Origin of the sequence: Micromonospora sp. DT201 (genome assembly GCF_049841575.1) — a bacterium.
Classification (GTDB): domain Bacteria; phylum Actinomycetota; class Actinomycetes; order Mycobacteriales; family Micromonosporaceae; genus Micromonospora.
The window spans coordinates 120,941-138,761 of record NZ_JBNCKP010000016.1 but is presented as its reverse complement, the minus strand read 5'-3'; the positions used below and the strand labels follow the sequence as shown (position 1 = coordinate 138,761).

Sequence of the window (17,821 nt, the reverse complement as noted above, 5' to 3'; positions counted from 1 at the left end):
CCGGCTGCGGTTACGCCTCCGCGAACAGCGCCGCGATATCGGCGTCGGAGAGGACGCCCTGCCAGGCACGGACCCGGTCGATGTCGCCGGGGAAGTGATCCGCGAGCACTCCGTACTTCGCGCGGCCGACGGTGAAGGCGCCCTCGGCGCTCCACGGCGTCGGGGCATTGACGGTGCCCGCCAACTGGCCGTCGACGTAGAGGCTCTGCTTCTGCGCGTTGACGTCCTGGACCGCGGTGAGATGGGTCCACTTGTTCGCGACGCAGTCACTGCCGAACGCGGTTCGGACCGAGCCTGCGATCGCGTCGAGCGTTATCGTCATCAGTGACCATCTGGGACGGCCGGATGAGTCGTTGCGACAGGTCAGATAGAAGCCGGAGAGCGTGTTTCCGTCCTGAGCCACGACCGTACGAGGGCCTAGCCCGCCGTTCCAGCGCACCCACGCGGAAACGGTGTACGACTGGTCGGTGCGGAGCACCGGTGATTCGGTGGCCGCGTGGCCGGAGAGCCCGTCCACGGCGAGGCCGCTGGAGAAGTTGTAGCCCGCGTCGGCCGACCAGTCGGCCGACGGAGCGTCGGTCAGGGTGAGCGGGCGCTGATAGCCGGAGCCGTCGGCTTCCTGCCGTGGTGCGTCGTAGTCGTAGTCCTCCATCTCCCACTGCCCGACGAGCACGGGCTCGACCAGCGGCCGCAGGTCGATGTCCGGGTCGACGACGCGGTCCCACACCCGAACCTCGCCGACGAGGCCGTTGAACCAACCGGTGAGGGGCCCGGCACGGCCGACGCCGATCATCAGCGGGCCGCTCGAGGACCAGACCGGCGGGGTGGAACCCGTGCCCTTCAGGACACCATTGACGTACAGGCTCAGCTGGTTGGTCGCGCCGGCGTCGTAGACGCCCGTGAGGTGCGTCCAGATGCCCACCTGGACGGGGTCGGGCGAGCAGGCAGGCGCCGGGGTCGCGCCCCCGCTCGCGTAGTCGGATCCGTAGGTGACGAAGCACCAACGCTGCTTCGCGGGGAAGTACTGCAACTCGAAGGGGCTCTTGTTCGTGCCCGGTTGCGAGACGACGATGCCGCCCGCGGCATCGGCCCGGACCCAGGCGGAGACCGAGAAGCTGCGCGTGGTGTCGATCACCGAGCTGGAGGTGCTGGCGTAGTCCGAGGCGCCGCGGAACTTGACCGCCCAGTCCTTGCCCCGGCTGCGGTGCGCGCCGCGCAGGCGGGAGTCGGACCACGAGGGGTTGGGGGTCAGCGTGGCTGACTGCCCGCCGTCGACCTTGTTCGTCAGGGTCGTGCCGGTGCCCTCGTCGATCGCCCAGTGTGCCTTCGGTGCCGAGGGGCTGTCGACGAGGAAGACGTAGTCGTACGCGTCGGTGGTGTTGCCCGCCTGGTCGCGGCTCTTGACGCTCAGTACGTTTTCGCCGATCGAGTTCGGTGTGACCCAGACCGTGGCCGTGCCACCCAACGTCGCCGCCCTCACCACCTGCTCGGCACCGCCATCGATCCGATAGAGGTAGTCGTAGACGTCGGCGGCACCGTTGGCAGAGAAGGTGAACCGTCCGGAGTAGCCGACCGAGCCGTGCACGTCCTGGTTCGTGCCCAGCGGCGGCGACTCCAGGTAGAGCGCGTCTTCCGGCGTCACCTTCGGCCTCGACGTGGGCGCGGCGTAGTCGACGTAGAACTCGCACCAGGGCGACTGGCCCGAAATGCCATCGAGACCGTCCTTGGTCTGCACCTGCCAGCGGTACACGTCACCGCTGGCGGTCTTGGTGGTCAGCTGCACCTCGGCCTTGGCCCCCGGGGCGACCCCGGCATCGGACTTGGGAAAGCCCGTCGCCGTGGTCCAGGTGCCGTTCACCTGCTTCTGCAGTGTGAACACACCGGACAGGCTGCCGCCATTACTGCCGTCGGGATCGCTCAGGGTCGCCTTCAGCCACGGGTAGTCCGACCGCACCATCGGGCGGGTCGCGCCGGTCACGCACGCCTGGGCCGCGGCCGTGTAGTCCCCGTGGGTGGACAATTGGGCCGCAGTCGGGGTGTTCGGGTTGGTGTTGTACTCGACCGACAGCTTGGTAAGCGCCGGGTCGAACTTCTTCCACCAGGTCGACTCGGATTCCGACGTACCGTCGGCCTGCCGGGCGGCCAGGGCCAGGGTGTACTTGGCGTTCCCGCGGTTCTTGGAGACGTCTTCCGTCAGCTTCGAGAACTCCATCGGCAGGTCCGGCTGCGGGTCGTTCGAGCAGCTCGGCGTAGCCGGCGGCTTGTGTGCGTGGCCGGACCGCTCCTCCAACCAGGCGATGAGGTTCGGGCCGTCCCACGTCTGTTTGCCGGAGCCGCCCAGTTCGTCGGTCCGGTAGAGGTTCACCGGCGTGGAGCCACACGAATAGGAGTGGGTCATCTCGGTCAGGAACTTGGCCGACCGGATCGTCTTGCCCGACAGCGCCGAGAGGTTGAACCGGAAGAACGAGCGGAAATTCCCGGAGCCGTCCGGGTTCCTGCCCACCCGGGCCACCCCGTCGTCTCGGGTCGCGTTCGTCGAGCCGGCATATCCCCACAGCGCCTTGTTGACTGTTGTCCACGGGTCGATGGCCACCGGGTACACGGTGTTCTTGCCGCGAAGCAGCGTGAGATCCGGACGGATGACGAGGTCCCCGTCCCGCACGTCGGTCGCCAGCTCGGCCTTGCGCGCCCGGTCCGGCACCGTCCGCAGCGCGTCGTGCTTCTCCTGCGCCGCGAAGGCCGCCAAGGCCTTGCTGTTCTTCGCCTGGGCCTCCGCCGTGAGGCCGGATGAGTCCCACATCAACGCGTTGCCGGCGGAGAGCACCTCATGCCCCGAGCCGTTGACGACCTGGAAGCCACCGCCGGCACGGTCCCTCTTCGACAGACCGGGAGTGTCGAGGCGGAACCGCAGGGTCTCCAACGCGGGGTTCGCCGCCGCGCTGGCCGACTTCACCACGAGCACCCAGCTGAAACCGTCGGACAGGGCCCGCATTCGCAGGTCGACGTCGGGCAACACCGACTCGTAGACCGCGGTGTCGGCCTCGATCCGGGGCCGCGGCAGCGAGCCTGGCCAGGTGAGGGACACCTCCCCTCCGTCAACCGGAAGGTGTACCACCGCAGCCGTGCCACCGGCGGAGAACGAGACGTCCGCCAGCGTGGCCACCGGCGTGACAGAACCGTCCGGCGCCTGCCGCAGCGAGGTGTCGATGGTGCGCCAGCCCGTCCCGTCCCGCCGGTTCACCCACTGCGGAACAGGGTATGACTCCAGGACCAGGGATCCGTGCGGGGACGCCAGGACTCGCGAGTTCTCTGACTTCAGCCTCGTCACCTCGACGGTACGACCGGTGTGCTTGGCGGCGGCGAGAGCCTCGGATTCGGAGAGCTCGGCGGCCACCGGCCCGCCGCTCGGCCCGGGTTGCGCCGGTCCGGCTTCCACTCGTTGCGGCATGGGTGCGACGCCAGCCAGGGCGATTGCCGCCGCTACGAGCGCACATCCCCATTTTCGTGATCGGGCGCGGGTGCGCGCACGAGAAAACGTCACTGCGGTCTCCTGTCCTAAGGTTTCAGAGATTGCTCAAAGGGCCCTCTCCGGGGCCGGCAACGGCGCGCGGCCGACCCCGGAGCGGTTCCTTCAGGGAGCGCTACACCTCATTGGCGAGGGAGAGAATCTCCGCAGGCCACCGCCGTGATCCCCAGCCGGCGCCACGGGGCGACAGCGGCTGTGCGCGGTTCTTGCACTCGAATTCTCCTGAGCCAAAGTGTTGAGACTCGCCGCAGGGCTCGCCCACCGAGAGAACTGCCCGAAGGCATGGGGTAGAGGCCGCCCTGGACGGCGGCTGGACTGCCGACGACACCGGTCCGCGCGTCGGGACAGTCAAACGGTTATGTGGTTGAGTCGCGTCTTTTCGACACGAGCGGACCACGGCATCTTCGAAATTTGAGGCGTTTTGAATGGCAACGCTGCCGAGCAGAGTCGGGCGCACCACCGCCGAAAAACTCAGTGGAATGGCCGCTTGCCGGTCCGCCCGAGGGATAACGACGAAGCCCGACGGCTCACACCCCACCTAACCTGATCATCGCCAGCGGGCCTAAGCCGCTGGTAGATGCCTTTCCGCACAACGTGACCTCGCACGTCGCCCTCCCCCGTCCTCCAAGTGGGATGAAGGTAGGGACCGATGACGGGTCGTGTCAACCGCACCACTAAGCGCTACTTTGGGTAATCCCTGAAAAGGGCCTGAACAGGGTGTTTTCAGCCCACCGGCACCCACCGTCACCACGAACAAGACCGGCCGGGGCGGGTGGCCGCAGCGCAGAGCCGTCACCTTCCGCGATTCTCGAATCACGTTCCGGACAATGGCCGGGCGAACCAATTCACCGCACCAAATCAGCTCGCCGAATTATTGAACGCACTTGTGCAGGGCTACGTTCGCAACAAATGAATCCGCCGTGCCCCGCCGGCGCTTGCTCATCGGGGACGCCTGAATACCGACGATCTCCTTGGCGGACGGCGATCGCGTCTGGCAACCCTCCCACCAGCCCCTGCCCAGGCCCTCGTCTCCTCAACGCCTGCGGATGAGCCTAGGCTCGGGGCATGGCGAGGTACTACGACGTGCACCCGGAGAACCCACAACCCCGGATCATCGGCCAGGTCGCCGACCTGATCCGCGGTGGCGGGCTGGTCGCCTACCCCACCGACTCCTGCTACGCGCTCGGTGTCCAGTTGGGCAACCAGGACGGGCTGGACCGGATCCGCCAGATCCGCCACCTCGACGATCGGCATCACTTCACCCTGGTCTGCAGCGACTTCGCCCAGCTCGGCCAGTTCGTCCAGATCAGCAACTCGGTCTTCCGCCTGGTGAAGGCGTCCACCCCGGGCAGTTACACCTTCATCCTGCCGGCCACCCGTGAGGTGCCGCGGCGGATGTTGCACCCCAAGAAGCGCACCGTCGGCGTCCGCGTGCCCCGGCACACCGTCACCCAGGCGCTGCTGGCCGAGCTGGCCGAGCCGCTGGTGTCCAGCACCCTCGTCCTACCCGGTGACGACGAGCCGATGACCCAGGGGTGGGAGATCAAGGAACGCCTCGACCACCAGCTCGACGCGGTGCTCGACGCCGGCGACTGCGGCAAGGAGCCGACGACGGTGATCGACCTGTCCGGGCCCGAGCCGGAGATCCTGCGCCGGGGCGCCGGAGACGTGTCCCGCTTCGAGTAGGCCGCCGGCCGGCTCCGGTCGGGTGCCGGACCGTAGCGGGCCGCGTCGACGTCGCCGGTCGTACGCTTGAGGATCGGCACCGGCGAGCATTGGACACCCGGCATGCCCGACGCGGACGACATCGACGCCCTGGCCCGGTCCGCCGCGCGCGGCGACCCGGCAGCACTGGACGCCCTACTGCTCGCGGTCCGCCCCGAGGTGCTGCGCCTGTGCGCACGGTTCCTACCCAGCAGGGAGGACGCCGAGGAGGCCTGCCAGGACACGCTGATGGCACTGGCCAGCGGCATCACCCGATTCGAGGGGCGTTCCTCGTTCCGCACCTGGCTGCACCGGCTGACCGCCAACCGGGCCCGCTCGACGTACCGCACGCTGCGCCGCCGCTGGCGGCTGGAGGCCGGCGGCGTACCGCTGCCCGACCAGGCCGACCCGCGCCGGACCAGCGTGGTCGCAGGCACCCGCCTCGACCTGCTCGACGCCTTCGACGCCGTCCGCCCCGACCTCGCCGAGGTGGTGGCACTGCGCGACGTGCTCGGGCTGAGCTATCCCGAGATCGCCGCACTGCTCGACGTGCCGGTGGGCACGGTGAAGTCCCGGCTGCACCTGGCCCGACGGCAGGTCCGGCAACGCCTCGGCACCGGATGAGCCACGCCGCGCAGCGCCCCGTGCTCCGCCGGCTCTGCGCCGGTGTCGTCGTCCTCGTGGCTGTCGTTGCGGTGGCCGCCTGCGGCACCGACGCGGTCGCGCCGCTGCCCGCGCAACCGCCCGGTCCGTCCAGTCCGCCGCCGACCCTCTCCGCAGCCCCCGCAACCCCCGCGACCCCCTCGCCCACCGAGCCCACCGGGTCGCCGTCCCGACCCCCGTCGACCAGCGGGCGTCCGATCGCGGCACCGCCCGCACCAACCCGCACCAGGAGTACGCCGCAGCGACCAGCCCCCGCGACGACCACGCCGACCGGGCCGACCACGAGCTGCCAGGGTGCCGTCCGCTACGACCTGCCGCTGGCCGAGACCGAGCTTGAGCTGCTGCGATCCCTCTGCTTCGCCACCGGCGCGGTGCTGCGGATCCAGGGCATCGGCCCCGGCCTGGTCACCGTGGACCGCCCGGAGCTGGTGTCGCAGCAGTACGAGGCCGGAGTGGTGGACATCCGGTTCGTCCGCCCCGGCACCGTCGACGTCACGATCCCGCAGCAGGACCGGTCGCACACCATCACGGTGGTGGTCCGCCAGTCCACCGATTCGTGACCGGGCGTCCCGGCCGTCACCGCACCCACGGCCGTCACCGCACCCACAGCCGTCACCGCAGCCACGGCCGTCACCGCACCCGCACGCCGGCGAGCAGCGTGTCCACGAAGTCGGGTCCGCCGTCCACCGGTGGCACGATCTGCACGTAGAGAAGAGCGTCGCGGTCGGGATGCCGCCCGGCCGACTCGACGATCCGCGGCCGACCCCGGTCGCAGCGGTACGCCACCACGGTCCACTCGACGCCCGCCTGCCGAATGGTGCGGGCCGGCGCGGACGTGCAGTCACCGTGCGTGCGCTCGGCCAGGAACCCGGCGGGCGTGGTGCGCGCCGCCGTAGTGGCGGAGAAGCCGACGAACGCGCCGGGCACCCGGGGGTCGGCGGCCCAGCGGCGGGGCTGCGGCGACATCACCAGCGCCGGTTCCGCCTCGCCGTCGACGCCGTACTGACCGGCCCACGTCGCACCGGCGGCCGACCAGCCGTCCGGCAACGTCACGGTCAGCGGCCCGGCGGTGTACGTGCCACCGCCGGGCCTTCCGGAGCCGGTGCCGCCCGGCTCGGCGCCCGCGCCACCCAGCACGGCGACGGCCAGGACGGCCACCCCGGCCAGCGGCAACCGGTACGGGTGACGGGCCGCCGGCTGCTGCCGTACGGGGTTGGCGGCCCGGTCCAGCGCGGCGTGCAGCGCGGCGGCGTCCGGATAGCGATCGGCCGGCTGATGGGCGGTGGCCCGGATGAGCACCGCCGCCACCCCCACCGGTACGCCGTCGCGCAGCCGGAGGGCGCCCACCGATCGGGGCGGGTCGGTACCGAGGCGCACCGGATCCGCAGCGAGCAGACGGATCCCGAGCCGACCGAGGCCGTACACGTCGGCGCGGGTGTCGATCACCGCGCCCGGGTCGTCCTGCTCCGGCGCCATGTAGCCGGGGGTCCCGGCCCGGGCGGTGAGGCCGGACGCGGCGGCGAGCGCCTTGGCCAGACCGAGGTCGGCGATCAGCACCCGTTCGGTGCCCGGACGGTCGCCGTCGGAGTGGAAGAGGATGTTGCCCGGGGTGAGATCGCGGTGCACGACGCCGTGCCGGTGCAGCACGGTCACGCCCGCGCAGACCTCGCCGAGCAGGCGCAGGGCCGTCGGGCCGGACATCGGGCGGGCAGCCAACCTGTCCCGCAGACTCCCCCCGTCCGCCCAGGCCAGCACCGAGTACGGCCGGCCGTCGGGCAGCTCACCGACGGCGTGCACCCGAACCAACCGCTCATGCTCCAGCCGTCGCAGCAGCCGGGCCTCGTCGCGGAAGCGTTCCCGGACCCGCAGGTCGTGGCTCCAGTTCTCGGCCAGCACCTTGATCGCCACGTGCGCGTCGAGCACCGGGTCGTAGCCCAGCCAGACCGTTGCGAACGAACCGACGCCCAGCAGCCGTTCGATGGCGTAGGGCCCGATCCGCTGCGGAGCCGTCACCGTCTCACCCCCGGCCAGCGCCGTCGGTTGGTAACCCTCTGCACAGTAGACCGACCCGATCGGAAACCCGACGAACCGCTGGCCCGGGCGCGGTGACTAACAGGGCAGAGACCCGTCACCGAAGGAGCGCACCATGAACCGTCCGTCGATCCTCCTCACCACCGCCGCGCTGGCGCTCAGCACGCTCGTCCCGCTGGCCACCGCCGGCCCCGCCTCGGCGGCTTCTCCCACTGGCGGCACCGCCCCCGCCACGGCGCGCGGCCCGCTCGCCACCGCCACCCTCGTCGGGCACAGCCACCCGCAGGTGCTCAGCGTCCAGGGCGTCGGGGCGTACCGGATCGGCGTCAGTCTGGCGGCGCTCACCGCGGCGGGGCGCATCGACTGGGTGGCGCCGGGCTGTGGCGGGGTGGTGCACGCCGGCGCGACCGGCTCCTGGGCCGGCGTGCTCATGCTGGCGTTCCGCGACGGTTGGCTGGTGGCGGTGGGTACGGCCACCGCGCCGCCCCGCTCCCCCGCCGGGGCCACGGTCGGCATGTCCTTCGCCGAGCTGGAGGCGATCTACGGCCGGCGGGGCTCGCTGATCCGCAACGACGCGGGGGACGCCGAGGCGTACCTCGTGCGGGTCGGCTCGCGGGTGGAGTTGTTCACCGGGCACCCGATCCGTCCGGGCGTGGGTTTCTTCGAGGTCGGGCCGGCCGCCTTCGTCGAGCGGAACTTCCGCGTGGGCGCGACCTGCTGATCAGCGTCAGACGTCGGGGCGTCCGGTCCGTACCGGGCGCCCCGAATGCTGTCCGTCGCACAGGGTCTGCGAGCAACACGATGATGTCGGTGTAGACAACACTGTGTGGCACACAGTATGGTGTGACACATGGTTAGCGAGGACGTTCTACGGACGCACCTACAGGAGCTGCGTCGAGGCACCGTCGTGGTAGCCAGCCTGGTCGCGCTGCGGCGACCGGACTACGGCTACGCACTGCTGCAACGGCTCACCGACCACGGCTTTCCGGTGGACGCCAACACGCTCTACCCGCTGCTGCGCCGCCTGGAGGACCAGGGCCTGCTGACCAGCGAGTGGAACACCGAGGAGAGCCGACCGCGCAAGTTCTACCGGACCAGCGACGAGGGCGAGTCGATGCTGAGCCGGCTCCTCGACGACCTCGCCGCCGTGCAGACCTCCATCACCGGGCTGATCCAAGGAGTGGACCGATGAACACCCTGACCAACCGCTACCTCGCCGCCACCCTGCGATCGGTGCCCGCCCAGCGCCGGGACGAGATCGCCACCGAGCTGCGCGCCTCGATCGAGGACATGATCGAGGACCGGACCGGCGGCGGCCAGGACGCCACCACCGCCGAACGGGAGGTGCTCACCGAACTGGGCAACCCCGACCTGCTGGCCGCCCAGTACGCCGACCGCCGGTTGCAGCTCATCGGCCCGACCTACTACCTGGTCTGGCTGCGGTTGTTGAAGCTGCTGCTCAGCTTCATCCCGGCGCTCGCCGGCACAATCGTCGCCATCGTCGCGGCCGCCGAGGGCAAGGGCTTCGCGGCCATCGGGACGGGCGTCGTCATCGCCCTGCACGTGACAGTGCACATCTCCTTCTGGCTCACCCTGGTCTTCGCCCTCATCGAGCGCTCCCAAACGCCCATGGACCTGCCAGATTGGACCGTCGACCAGCTGCCCGACGCACCAGTTCACCGGCGCATTCCCCTCGCCGACACCATCGCGTCGGTGGTCATGCTCGTGGTGACCATCGGGTACATCGCCCTGCAGCACTTCTACTCCTGGGTGCAGGCCACCAACGGCGACAACATTCCGATGCTCGACCCGGCTCTGTGGAACTTCTGGCTGCCGGCGCTGATCGTCGTGCTGGTCGCCAGCGTGATCTTCGAGGTCGTCAAGTACCGGATCGGACGCTGGACCTGGGCCCTGTTCGGCACCAAGGTGCTGCTCAACCTGGCGTTCGCGGTGCCGCTGGCCTGGCTGGCGCTCTCCGACCGGCTGCTCAACCCGGCCCTGGGCGTGCGCCTGAGCTGGCTGGCAGAGGCGGACAACCGCAACGACCTCGGTCTGGCCCTCGCGCTGGGCGCGGCCGCGGTCGTGGTCTGGGACCTGGTCGACACCGCGATCAAGACCCGGCGCCAGACGGCGTGAGCGATTCCCGACAGGGCGGCCCGGCGCGTACCCCGCGCCGGGCCGCTCGCCCGTTGGGCGGCGTCAGCACCGAGCCGCCCGCTGGAAATGCCTGGCCGGGGACGTGGCATCGTTCTCGGATGACCGAGGCACAGCAAGGGGACTGGCGCCGCCCGGGTCCAACGGCGGAGCAGCGCCGCAACGACCTGTGGATCGGGCTGGGGATGACCGGACTGGCACTGGTGAGCCTCACCCTGGCCCACAGCACCGGGGCGTTCCTGCTGGGTCCGCCGCCGTCCGGGCCGGAACAACTGTTGTGGACCGTCGCGGTGACCCTGCCGCTGATCTGGCGGCGGCACCGACCGGCCACCACCCTGCTGATCGTCTCGATGGTGTTCATCGCTTCGCAGGCACGATCGGCACCGGAGACCCAATTCTCCTCCTGGGCACTGTTCTGCGCCCTCTACACCGTCGGCGCCTGGGGGCAGGACCATCAACTCGCCCGCCGGCTGCGGATCAGCGTGATCGCCACGATGTTCGCCTGGCTGGGGGTCTACTACGCGGTGACGATCGACCACATTCCGCCCGACGCCTTCGCCGACGCGGCCGGGCCGGTGCCACCGGTGCTCGCCGCGATGGTCAACGGCGTACTGGTCAATGTTCTGGTCTTCGGTTTCGCGTACTTCTTCGGCGAGACCGCCTGGGTGGCCGCGCGGCGCGAGCACGAGCTGCAGGCCCAGGCCGAGGACCTGCGCAGTTCGCAGGCCGAATCCCGGGAACGTGCGGTGCTCGGCGAACGGGTCCGGATCGCCCGGGAGTTGCACGACGTGGTCGCCCACCACGTGTCGGTCATGGGGGTGCAGGCGTCCGCCTGCCGCCGGGTGTTCGACCGCGACCCAGACAAGGCCCGCACCGCACTCGCCGCCATCGAGCAGAGCGCCCGCACCGCCGTGGACGAGCTACGTCGAATGCTGGGCGTGCTGCGGACCTCCGAGAAGGCCAACGCCGAAGCGCCGGCCGCCGGCGGCGTCGAACGAATCGGCGAGCTTGTCGAACGGGCCCGGGCCGCGGGCCTGACAGCAACCCTCGGGGTGTACGGCGACACGGTCGCGCTGCCCGAATCGGTCTCGCAGGCGGCCTACCGGGTGACGCAGGAGGCGGTCACCAACACCCTGAAGCACGCCGGGGCGGACATGCTGGACGTACGGGTTCGATACCTGGCTCAGGAGGTGGAGGTCGACGTGACCGACGACGGACGGGGCGGTGGCAAAGCCAACGCCGCCGGAATGGGCCTGATCGGGATGCGCGAACGGGTCACCGCGCACGATGGCGACCTGGAGACCGGGCCGCGTGCCGGCGGCGGTTGGCGCGTACGCGCCCGCTTCCCGCTGCCGGTCCGTGCCGGGCAATCGGCATGAGCACCACACCGGCGGCGCCGATCCGGGTGCTGCTCGCCGACGACCAACATCTCGTCCGTACCGGCTTCCGGGTCATCCTCGAGGTGGAGGACGACATCGAGGTGGTCGGCGAGGCCGCCGACGGCGAACGTGCCGTCACCATGACCCGCGTCACCCGCCCCGACGTCGTACTCATGGATGTGGAGATGCCCGGGATGGACGGCCTGGAGGCCACCCGGCAGATCACCGCCGACGGGCCGGGTGCACCCGCGGTGCTGATCCTCACGACCTTCGACCGCGACGACTACCTGTTCGCCGCGCTGCGGGCCGGGGCCAGCGGCTTCCTGCTCAAGAACGGCACACCTGAGGAGCTCATCGAGGCGATCCGGGTGCTGGCCAGGGGCGACGGCCTGCTCGCCCCGGAGATCACCCGACGAGTGATCTCCACGTTCGCCCGCCCCGGAGACCCGGCAGGCACCGCACACCGCGGGCCGGACGCCGAGGCCGCGCTGGGTGAGCTGACCACGCGCGAACGAGAGGTGCTGATGCTGCTCGCCTCCGGCGCGAGCAACGCGGAGATCGCCGCGACCATCCACCTGGGCGAGGCGACGGTGAAGACGCACGTGAGCCGGGTGCTGGCCAAACTCGGCCTGCGAGACCGGGTGCAGGCGGTGGTGTTCGCGTACGAGAACGGGGTGGTCCGACCCGGCGGGTGACCGGCATCCGTCGCGAGGTGGACCCACCCGCTCAACCGTCGGACGGACGGCAGTCCGCGGTATTTGATCTAGCGTGAGTGCGTGACCAGAACGCTTCGCCTCGACGGCGTCGAACGCAGCTTCGGCGACCGGCAGGTACTCAAGGACGTTTCCTTCGAGGTGGCCTCCGGCCGGATGACCGGCTTCGTGGGCGCCAACGGCGCCGGCAAGACCACCACCATGCGGATCATCCTGGGTGTGCTCGCCCCCGACGCCGGCGAGGTGCGCTGGGGTGACACGTTGCTGACCCCGCAGGACCGCCGACGCTTCGGCTACATGCCGGAGGAGCGGGGCCTCTACCCCAAGATGACCACCCGGGAACAGGTGACCTACCTGGGCCGGCTGCACGGCATGGACGCCCCCGCGGCACGACGTGCCACCGACACGCTGCTGGAACGGGTCGGGCTCGGTGAGCGCGGCGACGACCTGCTGGAGACGCTGTCGCTGGGCAACCAGCAGCGCGCCCAGATCGCGGCCGCGCTGGTGCACGACCCCGAGGTGCTGGTGCTCGACGAGCCGTTCTCCGGCCTCGACCCCCTCGCTGTCGACACCGTCGTCACCGTGCTGCGGGAAAGAGCCTCGGCCGGAGCGCCGGTGCTCTTCTCCAGCCACCAGCTCGACGTCGTGGAGCGCCTCTGCGACGACCTGGTCATCATCGCCGACGGTGCGATCCGGGCCGCCGGCAGCCGGCAGCAACTGCGCGACTCCTACACCGTGCCCCGCTACGAGCTGGTGGTGGCGGGCGACGCCGGTTGGGTACGCGACCACCCCGGGGTGACCCTGGTCGAGTTGGACGGCGAGCGTGTGGTCTTCGACCTGCCGGCCGGCGCCGACGAACAGCCCGTGCTGCGGGCGGCCCTCGCCCGTGGCCCGGTCCGCGCCTTCCGCCCGATCAGCCCCTCGCTCACCGAGATCTTCCGAGAGGTCACCCAGTGAACGTCACCCAGGCCACCCGGCTGGTCGCCGAACGCGAGATCCGGGTCAAGATCCGCGACCGTACGTTTCTGTTTGGCACGCTCTTCTTCCTGCTGATCGCGGCGGCGGGCACCATCCTGCCGCCGCTGTTCTCCGGCAGTCCGGACACTGTGGCCGTCACCCAGGAGGCAGCTGGGCCGCTGCGGGACGCCGGACTCGACGTCCGCGTGGTGGCCGACGACCGAGCCGCCGAGCAGGCCGTCCGCGACGGTGACGTGGACGCGGCGGTGGTCTCCGGTCCGAAGGTTCTCGCGATGGACGAGTCCCCCACCGACGTGGTCCAGGCGCTGAGCAGCTCGCCGCCGGTGCAGTTGCTCGACCCGGACGCGGTCGACCCGGTGGTGGCGTTCCTGGTGCCGTTCGTCTTCGCGTTCGTCTTCTTCATCACCTCGCAGACCTTCGGTTTGCAGATCGCGCAGAGCGTCATCGAGGAGAAGCAGACCCGGATCGTGGAGATCCTGGTCGCCGCCGTGCCGGTCCGAGCGTTGTTGGCCGGCAAGGTGGTGGCCGGCGCCATCCTGGCGTTCGCGCAGATCGCGCTCATCGCGGTGGTGGCGGTGGTCGGCATGCAGATCGGCGACAGCGGTGGCCTCCTCACCCTGCTCGCCCCGGCGATCGGCTGGTTCGTGCCGTTCTTCCTGCTCGGCTTCGTGCTGCTCGCCGCGATGTGGGCGGCGGCCGGTGCCCTGGCCAACCGGCAGGAGGACATCGCCGCCGTATCGACGCCGGTGCAGCTCGCCGTCACGCTGCCGTTCTTCGCGGTGATCTTCCTGAACGACAACGACACCGCGATGCGGGTGCTGTCCTACGTGCCGTTCTCGTCGCCCACGGCCATGCCGCTGCGGCTGTTCAACGGTGACGCGGCCGGCTGGGAGCCGTTCGTCTCGCTGGCCATCCTGCTGCTCGCCGCCGGTGCGTTCCTGGTCGCCGGAGCCCGGGTGTACGAGGGGTCGCTGCTGCGCACCAACGGCCGGACCTCCCTGCGTACCGCCTGGCGGGAGCGGGAGACGATCGGCTGAGCCGATGGTTCGCCCACGCGGGCGTCGGAGTCCTCATCGGACGCCGACGCCCGCGCTGCCGTACACCGGTGCTGGCTGCTCAGCGGGCCGGCGGCACCTGGTCCCAACCGGTCGGCAGCGTAGGCACCGACCAGGCCGGCTCGGGCTGCCACTTGGCCCACGCCGGGTCCCACCAGCGCTCCCCCGCGTCGAGCAGCGCCGCGATCCGGTCACCCTCGGCCTGGATCGCGTCGCCCATACCCGGGTAGCGCCCCTCGACGAGGCGCTGGGCGAACAACTCCACGTCCTTCCAGACGTACCGGTCGGCGTCCGCACCCCACCACAGGTCCAGCTCGTGGTCCAGGGTGTCCACCCCGATCGGCGTACGCCGCAACGGGTCCTGGAGGTTGAAATACCACCCGTCGAACTCGCGGCCCGGGCCGGTCCAGAACACGTCGACCGAGTGTGCCTCGCCGGGGCGTTGCAGCATCAGCTTGCCGTGCCCCGACCAGGAGCGGTGGCCTGCGGTTTCCCACGGGTGCCGCCCACACGGGAAGACGCCGTTCTCCGGGAAACCGAACTCGGCCCCGGGCGGGAGGTAGAGGGCGAGCAGGTCGGGCGAATCCTCGACGCAGATCGTCGGGCAGCCGAACCACACCTCGCCGCGCAAAACCTCGCGCCGAACAACCACGTCACCCGGTGCAAACAGCCGTGCCCCCACTCTCACCCTCCTCGTTCGCCGCCCCGGGCGCCCACGGGCCCGCAGGGCACCGGCTCGCACCCACCTACCGCCGCGATCTTGCACTTTGGGTCGACGAAATGTCGGCTACAACCGTTTCGTCGGTGCAGAAAGTGCAAGATCGCGGTGAGTTGGGGTGGTGCGGCCTTTAGGCGTCGACCGCCGCCATCACGTCGTCGGAGATGTCGAAGTTGGCGTAGACGTTCTGCACGTCGTCGCAGTCTTCCAGGACGTCGATCAGCTTGAAGATCTTGCGCGCGCCCTCTTCGTCCAGCGGGATGTTCATGCTGGGAATGAGAGAGGACTCGGCCGACTCGTACTCGATGCCGGCGTCCTGCAACGCCGTCCGCACTCCGATCAGGTCGGTCGGCTCGGAGACCACCTCGTACGCCTCACCGAGGTCGTTGACCTCCTCGGCACCGGCGTCGAGGACAGCCAGCATCACGTCGTCCTCGCTGGTGCCCTCCTTGGGCACGATCACCACGCCCTTGCGGGAGAACATGTACGACACCGAGCCGGCATCGGCGAGCGAGCCACCATTGCGGGTCAGCGCGGTACGCACCTCGGTCGCCGCCCGATTGCGGTTGTCGGTGAGGCATTCGATGAGCATGGCAACCCCGTTCGGGCCATACCCCTCATACATGATCGTCTGCCAGTCAGCGCCGCCGGCCTCCAGGCCGGAGCCACGCTTGACGGCGCGATCGATGTTGTCGTTCGGCACCGAGCTCTTCTTCGCCTTCTGAATGGCGTCGAAGAGCGTCGGGTTGCCGGAGGGGTCGCCGCCACCGGTCCGCGCGGCCACTTCGACGTTCTTGATCAGCTTGGCGAACATCTTGCCGCGCTTGGCGTCGATGACGGCCTTCTTGTGCTTGGTCGTCGCCCACTTTGAGTGGCCGGACATCTTCTACCTCCGTTGCTACCCGCCGTCTGCATCGACCGCACCGCTCACGCCCCGCTTCCGCCGGCGCACGCGGAGGTGCCGGTCAGCCCTGGTGGAAGCCGTGGCGGGCAGATGGCCCTGCCGAATCTCCGCAATCCTACCGACGTCCCCCGGGTCGCTGTCATGCACCGCGCATGGCGGTTCCGTCCCACCCGCCCGGACCAGGGCAGACGGGACGAAAATCCCCCTGGACCGGCTACGACCTCAGCAGCGCCCGGCCCACCGGACGCAACGCCCGCGAGCAGGTCACGACCTCGGCGAGCATCGTGGACAGCTCCGCCTCGCGGCCGCCGCACGACGGCGGACCGCTGCCCGGGGCAGCTGCCCGCTGTCGCCAGCTGTCCGCACCGTCAGGAGACGGTGCGGACCAGATCCACGAAGTACGCGTGCACGCGCAGGTCACCGGTCAGCTCCGGGTGGAACGAGGTGGCCAGCAGGTTGCCCTGCCGGACCGCCACGATCCGGTCAGCGGCCGGGCCACCGGTCACCGAACCGATCACCTCGACGCCGGCACCGACCCGCTCGACCCACGGGGCCCGGATGAACACCGCGTGGAACGGCTCACCCGGCACCCCGGTGATGGTCACCGGCGCCTCGAAGGAGTCGACCTGACGGCCGAACGCGTTGCGCCGCACGGTCATGTCGATGCCGGAGAAGCCCCGCTGGTCGGGTCGGCCGTCGAGCACCTCGGTCGCCAGCATGATCATGCCGGCGCAGGAGCCGTAGACCGGCATGCCGTCGGCGATCCGCTTGTCGATCGGCTCGCGCATCTCGAAGATGTCGGTGAGTTTGCTGATGGTGGTGGACTCGCCGCCGGGAACGACCAGGCCGTCCACCGCGTCCAGCTCTGCCGGACGGCGGACCGGGCGGGCGTCCGCGCCCGCCGCCGCCAACGCGGCGACGTGCTCGCGGACGTCCCCCTGAAGTGCGAGCACACCAATCACGGGTACGGCCATGGTCCTCACCTCACCAGCCGCGCTCGGCCAGGCGGTGCGGCTGCGGGATCTCGTCGACGTTGATGCCGACCATGGCCTCGCCGAGACCGCGGGAAACCTTCGCCAGCACGTCCGGGTCGTCGTGGAAGGTGGTGGCCTTGACGATCGCGGCTGCCCGCTGAGCCGGGTTGCCCGCCTTGAAGATGCCGGAGCCGACGAAGACACCCTCGGCGCCGAGTTGCATCATCATCGCCGCGTCGGCCGGGGTGGCGATGCCGCCGGCGGTGAACAGCACCACCGGGAGCTTGCCGCTCTCGGCGACCTCCTTCACCAGCTCGTACGGGGCCTGCAGCTCCTTGGCCGCGACGAACAGCTCGTCGGCCGGCAACGAGGACAGCCGACGGATCTCCTGGCGGATCTTGCGCATGTGGGTGGTGGCGTTGGAGACGTCACCGGTGCCCGCCTCCCCCTTGGAGCGGATCATGGCCGCGCCCTCGGTGATCCGCCGCAGCGCCTCGCCCAGGTTGGTCGCGCCACAGACGAAGGGCACCGTGAACGCCCACTTGTCGATGTGGTTCGCATAGTCGGCCGGGGTCAGCACCTCGGACTCGTCGACGTAGTCCACGCCCAGCGACTGGAGGATCTGCGCCTCCACGAAGTGGCCGATGCGGGCCTTGGCCATCACCGGGATGGAGACCGCCTCGATGATCCCGTCGATCATGTCGGGGTCGCTCATCCGGGACACCCCACCCTGTGCGCGGATGTCGGCGGGCACCCGCTCCAGGGCCATCACCGCGACAGCGCCGGCGTCCTCAGCAATCTTGGCCTGCTCGGCGTTGACCACGTCCATGATCACGCCGCCCTTGAGCATCTCGGCCATGCCACGCTTCACGCGGGCGGTGCCGACGACGGGGGCGGTACCGGAGTTCGAGGCGGTGTTTTCGGGCACGGGTCATCGCTCCTTGGATGTGCTCTGGGAGTGGCAGCGAAAATGCTACGCGCAGGTCAACGCCACACCGACAGCCAATCAGACCCCCGGTGGC

The 17,821-nt window shown here is 70.2% G+C and carries 16 protein-coding genes; 10 read left to right on the top strand and 6 right to left on the bottom strand.

The genetic code is table 11. The annotated features are described in order from the left end of the window. Positions 1 to 10: 10 nt before the first annotated feature. A complete protein-coding gene (locus ACLQ28_RS24045) occupies positions 11 to 3,448 on the bottom strand; it encodes a LamG domain-containing protein (protein ID WP_425688528.1) in 3,438 nt (1,145 codons plus the stop codon). A gap of 1,143 nt (positions 3,449 to 4,591) precedes the next feature. Between ACLQ28_RS24045 and ACLQ28_RS24040 the strand changes: the two genes are divergently transcribed. From ACLQ28_RS24040 to ACLQ28_RS24030, 3 genes are all read left to right on the top strand, one after another. Then, positions 4,592 to 5,212, top strand: coding sequence for an L-threonylcarbamoyladenylate synthase (locus ACLQ28_RS24040; RefSeq protein WP_425688527.1), 621 nt, complete (start codon positions 4,592 to 4,594; stop codon positions 5,210 to 5,212). A 102-nt stretch (positions 5,213 to 5,314) separates the two neighbouring features. Beyond that, complete coding sequence (locus tag ACLQ28_RS24035) at positions 5,315 to 5,854, top strand: RNA polymerase sigma factor (protein ID WP_425688526.1); 540 nt, start codon at positions 5,315 to 5,317, stop codon at positions 5,852 to 5,854. Further along, on the top strand, positions 5,851 to 6,453 hold the full coding sequence (locus ACLQ28_RS24030) for a hypothetical protein (protein ID WP_425688525.1): 603 nt from the start codon (positions 5,851 to 5,853) through the stop codon (positions 6,451 to 6,453). The genes ACLQ28_RS24035 and ACLQ28_RS24030 overlap by 4 nt, the downstream gene beginning before the upstream one ends. 70 nt (positions 6,454 to 6,523) lie before the next feature. Here the strand turns inward: ACLQ28_RS24030 and ACLQ28_RS24025 are convergent, their stop codons facing one another. Next, positions 6,524 to 7,906 (bottom strand): serine/threonine-protein kinase, encoded by a 1,383-nt coding sequence (locus tag ACLQ28_RS24025; protein ID WP_425688524.1) that lies wholly within the window; start codon positions 7,904 to 7,906, stop codon positions 6,524 to 6,526. A gap of 133 nt (positions 7,907 to 8,039) precedes the next feature. On the opposite strand from ACLQ28_RS24025, the gene ACLQ28_RS24020 reads away from it, so the two are divergent. The 7 genes from ACLQ28_RS24020 (at position 8,040) to ACLQ28_RS23990 (ending at position 14,185) form a co-directional block, all read left to right on the top strand. Then, positions 8,040 to 8,645 carry a hypothetical protein gene (locus ACLQ28_RS24020; RefSeq protein ID WP_425688523.1) on the top strand — a complete coding sequence of 202 codons (606 nt, stop codon included), beginning with the start codon at positions 8,040 to 8,042 and terminating at the stop codon, positions 8,643 to 8,645. Positions 8,646 to 8,774: 129 nt separating this feature from the next. Further along, complete coding sequence (locus ACLQ28_RS24015; RefSeq protein ID WP_110564981.1) at positions 8,775 to 9,116, top strand: PadR family transcriptional regulator; 342 nt, start codon at positions 8,775 to 8,777, stop codon at positions 9,114 to 9,116. Further along, positions 9,113 to 10,060: a permease prefix domain 1-containing protein gene (locus ACLQ28_RS24010; protein WP_425688522.1), complete on the top strand. Its 948-nt coding sequence runs from the start codon at positions 9,113 to 9,115 to the stop codon at positions 10,058 to 10,060. Before ACLQ28_RS24015 ends, ACLQ28_RS24010 begins: the two co-directional genes overlap by 4 nt. 119 nt (positions 10,061 to 10,179) lie before the next feature. Next, positions 10,180 to 11,457 (top strand): sensor histidine kinase, encoded by a 1,278-nt coding sequence (locus ACLQ28_RS24005; RefSeq protein WP_425688521.1) that lies wholly within the window; start codon positions 10,180 to 10,182, stop codon positions 11,455 to 11,457. After that, positions 11,454 to 12,152, top strand: a complete 699-nt coding sequence (locus ACLQ28_RS24000; RefSeq protein ID WP_425688520.1) for a response regulator — start codon at positions 11,454 to 11,456, stop codon at positions 12,150 to 12,152. The genes ACLQ28_RS24005 and ACLQ28_RS24000 overlap by 4 nt, the downstream gene beginning before the upstream one ends. 81 nt (positions 12,153 to 12,233) lie before the next feature. Next, positions 12,234 to 13,127, top strand: coding sequence for an ABC transporter ATP-binding protein (locus tag ACLQ28_RS23995; protein WP_425688519.1), 894 nt, complete (start codon positions 12,234 to 12,236; stop codon positions 13,125 to 13,127). Further along, positions 13,124 to 14,185: an ABC transporter permease gene (locus ACLQ28_RS23990; RefSeq protein WP_425688518.1), complete on the top strand. Its 1,062-nt coding sequence runs from the start codon at positions 13,124 to 13,126 to the stop codon at positions 14,183 to 14,185. The genes ACLQ28_RS23995 and ACLQ28_RS23990 overlap by 4 nt, the downstream gene beginning before the upstream one ends. Before the next feature lie 79 nt (positions 14,186 to 14,264). Here the strand turns inward: ACLQ28_RS23990 and ACLQ28_RS23985 are convergent, their stop codons facing one another. The 4 genes from ACLQ28_RS23985 to pdxS all read right to left on the bottom strand — a co-directional run bounded on the left by ACLQ28_RS23985 (position 14,265) and on the right by pdxS (position 17,727). Next, entirely contained in the window at positions 14,265 to 14,885 is a 621-nt protein-coding gene (locus tag ACLQ28_RS23985) for a DUF402 domain-containing protein (RefSeq protein ID WP_425688517.1), read from the bottom strand. 166 nt (positions 14,886 to 15,051) lie between these two features. Further along, positions 15,052 to 15,804, bottom strand: a complete 753-nt coding sequence (locus ACLQ28_RS23980; RefSeq protein WP_357111269.1) for a YebC/PmpR family DNA-binding transcriptional regulator — start codon at positions 15,802 to 15,804, stop codon at positions 15,052 to 15,054. 389 nt (positions 15,805 to 16,193) lie between these two features. Then, positions 16,194 to 16,799 (bottom strand): pyridoxal 5'-phosphate synthase glutaminase subunit PdxT, encoded by a 606-nt coding sequence (pdxT, locus tag ACLQ28_RS23975; protein ID WP_425688516.1) that lies wholly within the window; start codon positions 16,797 to 16,799, stop codon positions 16,194 to 16,196. Between the two features lie 10 nt (positions 16,800 to 16,809). Further along, positions 16,810 to 17,727 (bottom strand): pyridoxal 5'-phosphate synthase lyase subunit PdxS, encoded by a 918-nt coding sequence (gene pdxS, locus ACLQ28_RS23970; protein ID WP_425688515.1) that lies wholly within the window; start codon positions 17,725 to 17,727, stop codon positions 16,810 to 16,812. Positions 17,728 to 17,821 lie beyond the last annotated feature (94 nt).

What these genes read in the sequence shown, in the direction of transcription:
- ACLQ28_RS24045 (WP_425688528.1), bottom strand. Translation starts at nt 3,448, where the DNA reads ATGCCGCAACGAGTGGAAGCCGGACCGGCGCAACCCGGGCCGAGCGGC.
- ACLQ28_RS24040 (WP_425688527.1), top strand. Translation starts at nt 4,592, where the DNA reads ATGGCGAGGTACTACGACGTGCACCCGGAGAACCCACAACCCCGGATC.
- ACLQ28_RS24035 (WP_425688526.1), top strand. Translation starts at nt 5,315, where the DNA reads ATGCCCGACGCGGACGACATCGACGCCCTGGCCCGGTCCGCCGCGCGC.
- ACLQ28_RS24030 (WP_425688525.1), top strand. Translation starts at nt 5,851, where the DNA reads ATGAGCCACGCCGCGCAGCGCCCCGTGCTCCGCCGGCTCTGCGCCGGT.
- ACLQ28_RS24020 (WP_425688523.1), top strand. Translation starts at nt 8,040, where the DNA reads ATGAACCGTCCGTCGATCCTCCTCACCACCGCCGCGCTGGCGCTCAGC.
- ACLQ28_RS24015 (WP_110564981.1), top strand. Translation starts at nt 8,775, where the DNA reads ATGGTTAGCGAGGACGTTCTACGGACGCACCTACAGGAGCTGCGTCGA.
- ACLQ28_RS24010 (WP_425688522.1), top strand. Translation starts at nt 9,113, where the DNA reads ATGAACACCCTGACCAACCGCTACCTCGCCGCCACCCTGCGATCGGTG.
- ACLQ28_RS24005 (WP_425688521.1), top strand. Translation starts at nt 10,180, where the DNA reads ATGACCGAGGCACAGCAAGGGGACTGGCGCCGCCCGGGTCCAACGGCG.
- ACLQ28_RS24000 (WP_425688520.1), top strand. Translation starts at nt 11,454, where the DNA reads ATGAGCACCACACCGGCGGCGCCGATCCGGGTGCTGCTCGCCGACGAC.
- ACLQ28_RS23980 (WP_357111269.1), bottom strand. Translation starts at nt 15,804, where the DNA reads ATGTCCGGCCACTCAAAGTGGGCGACGACCAAGCACAAGAAGGCCGTC.
- pdxT (WP_425688516.1), bottom strand. Translation starts at nt 16,799, where the DNA reads ATGGCCGTACCCGTGATTGGTGTGCTCGCACTTCAGGGGGACGTCCGC.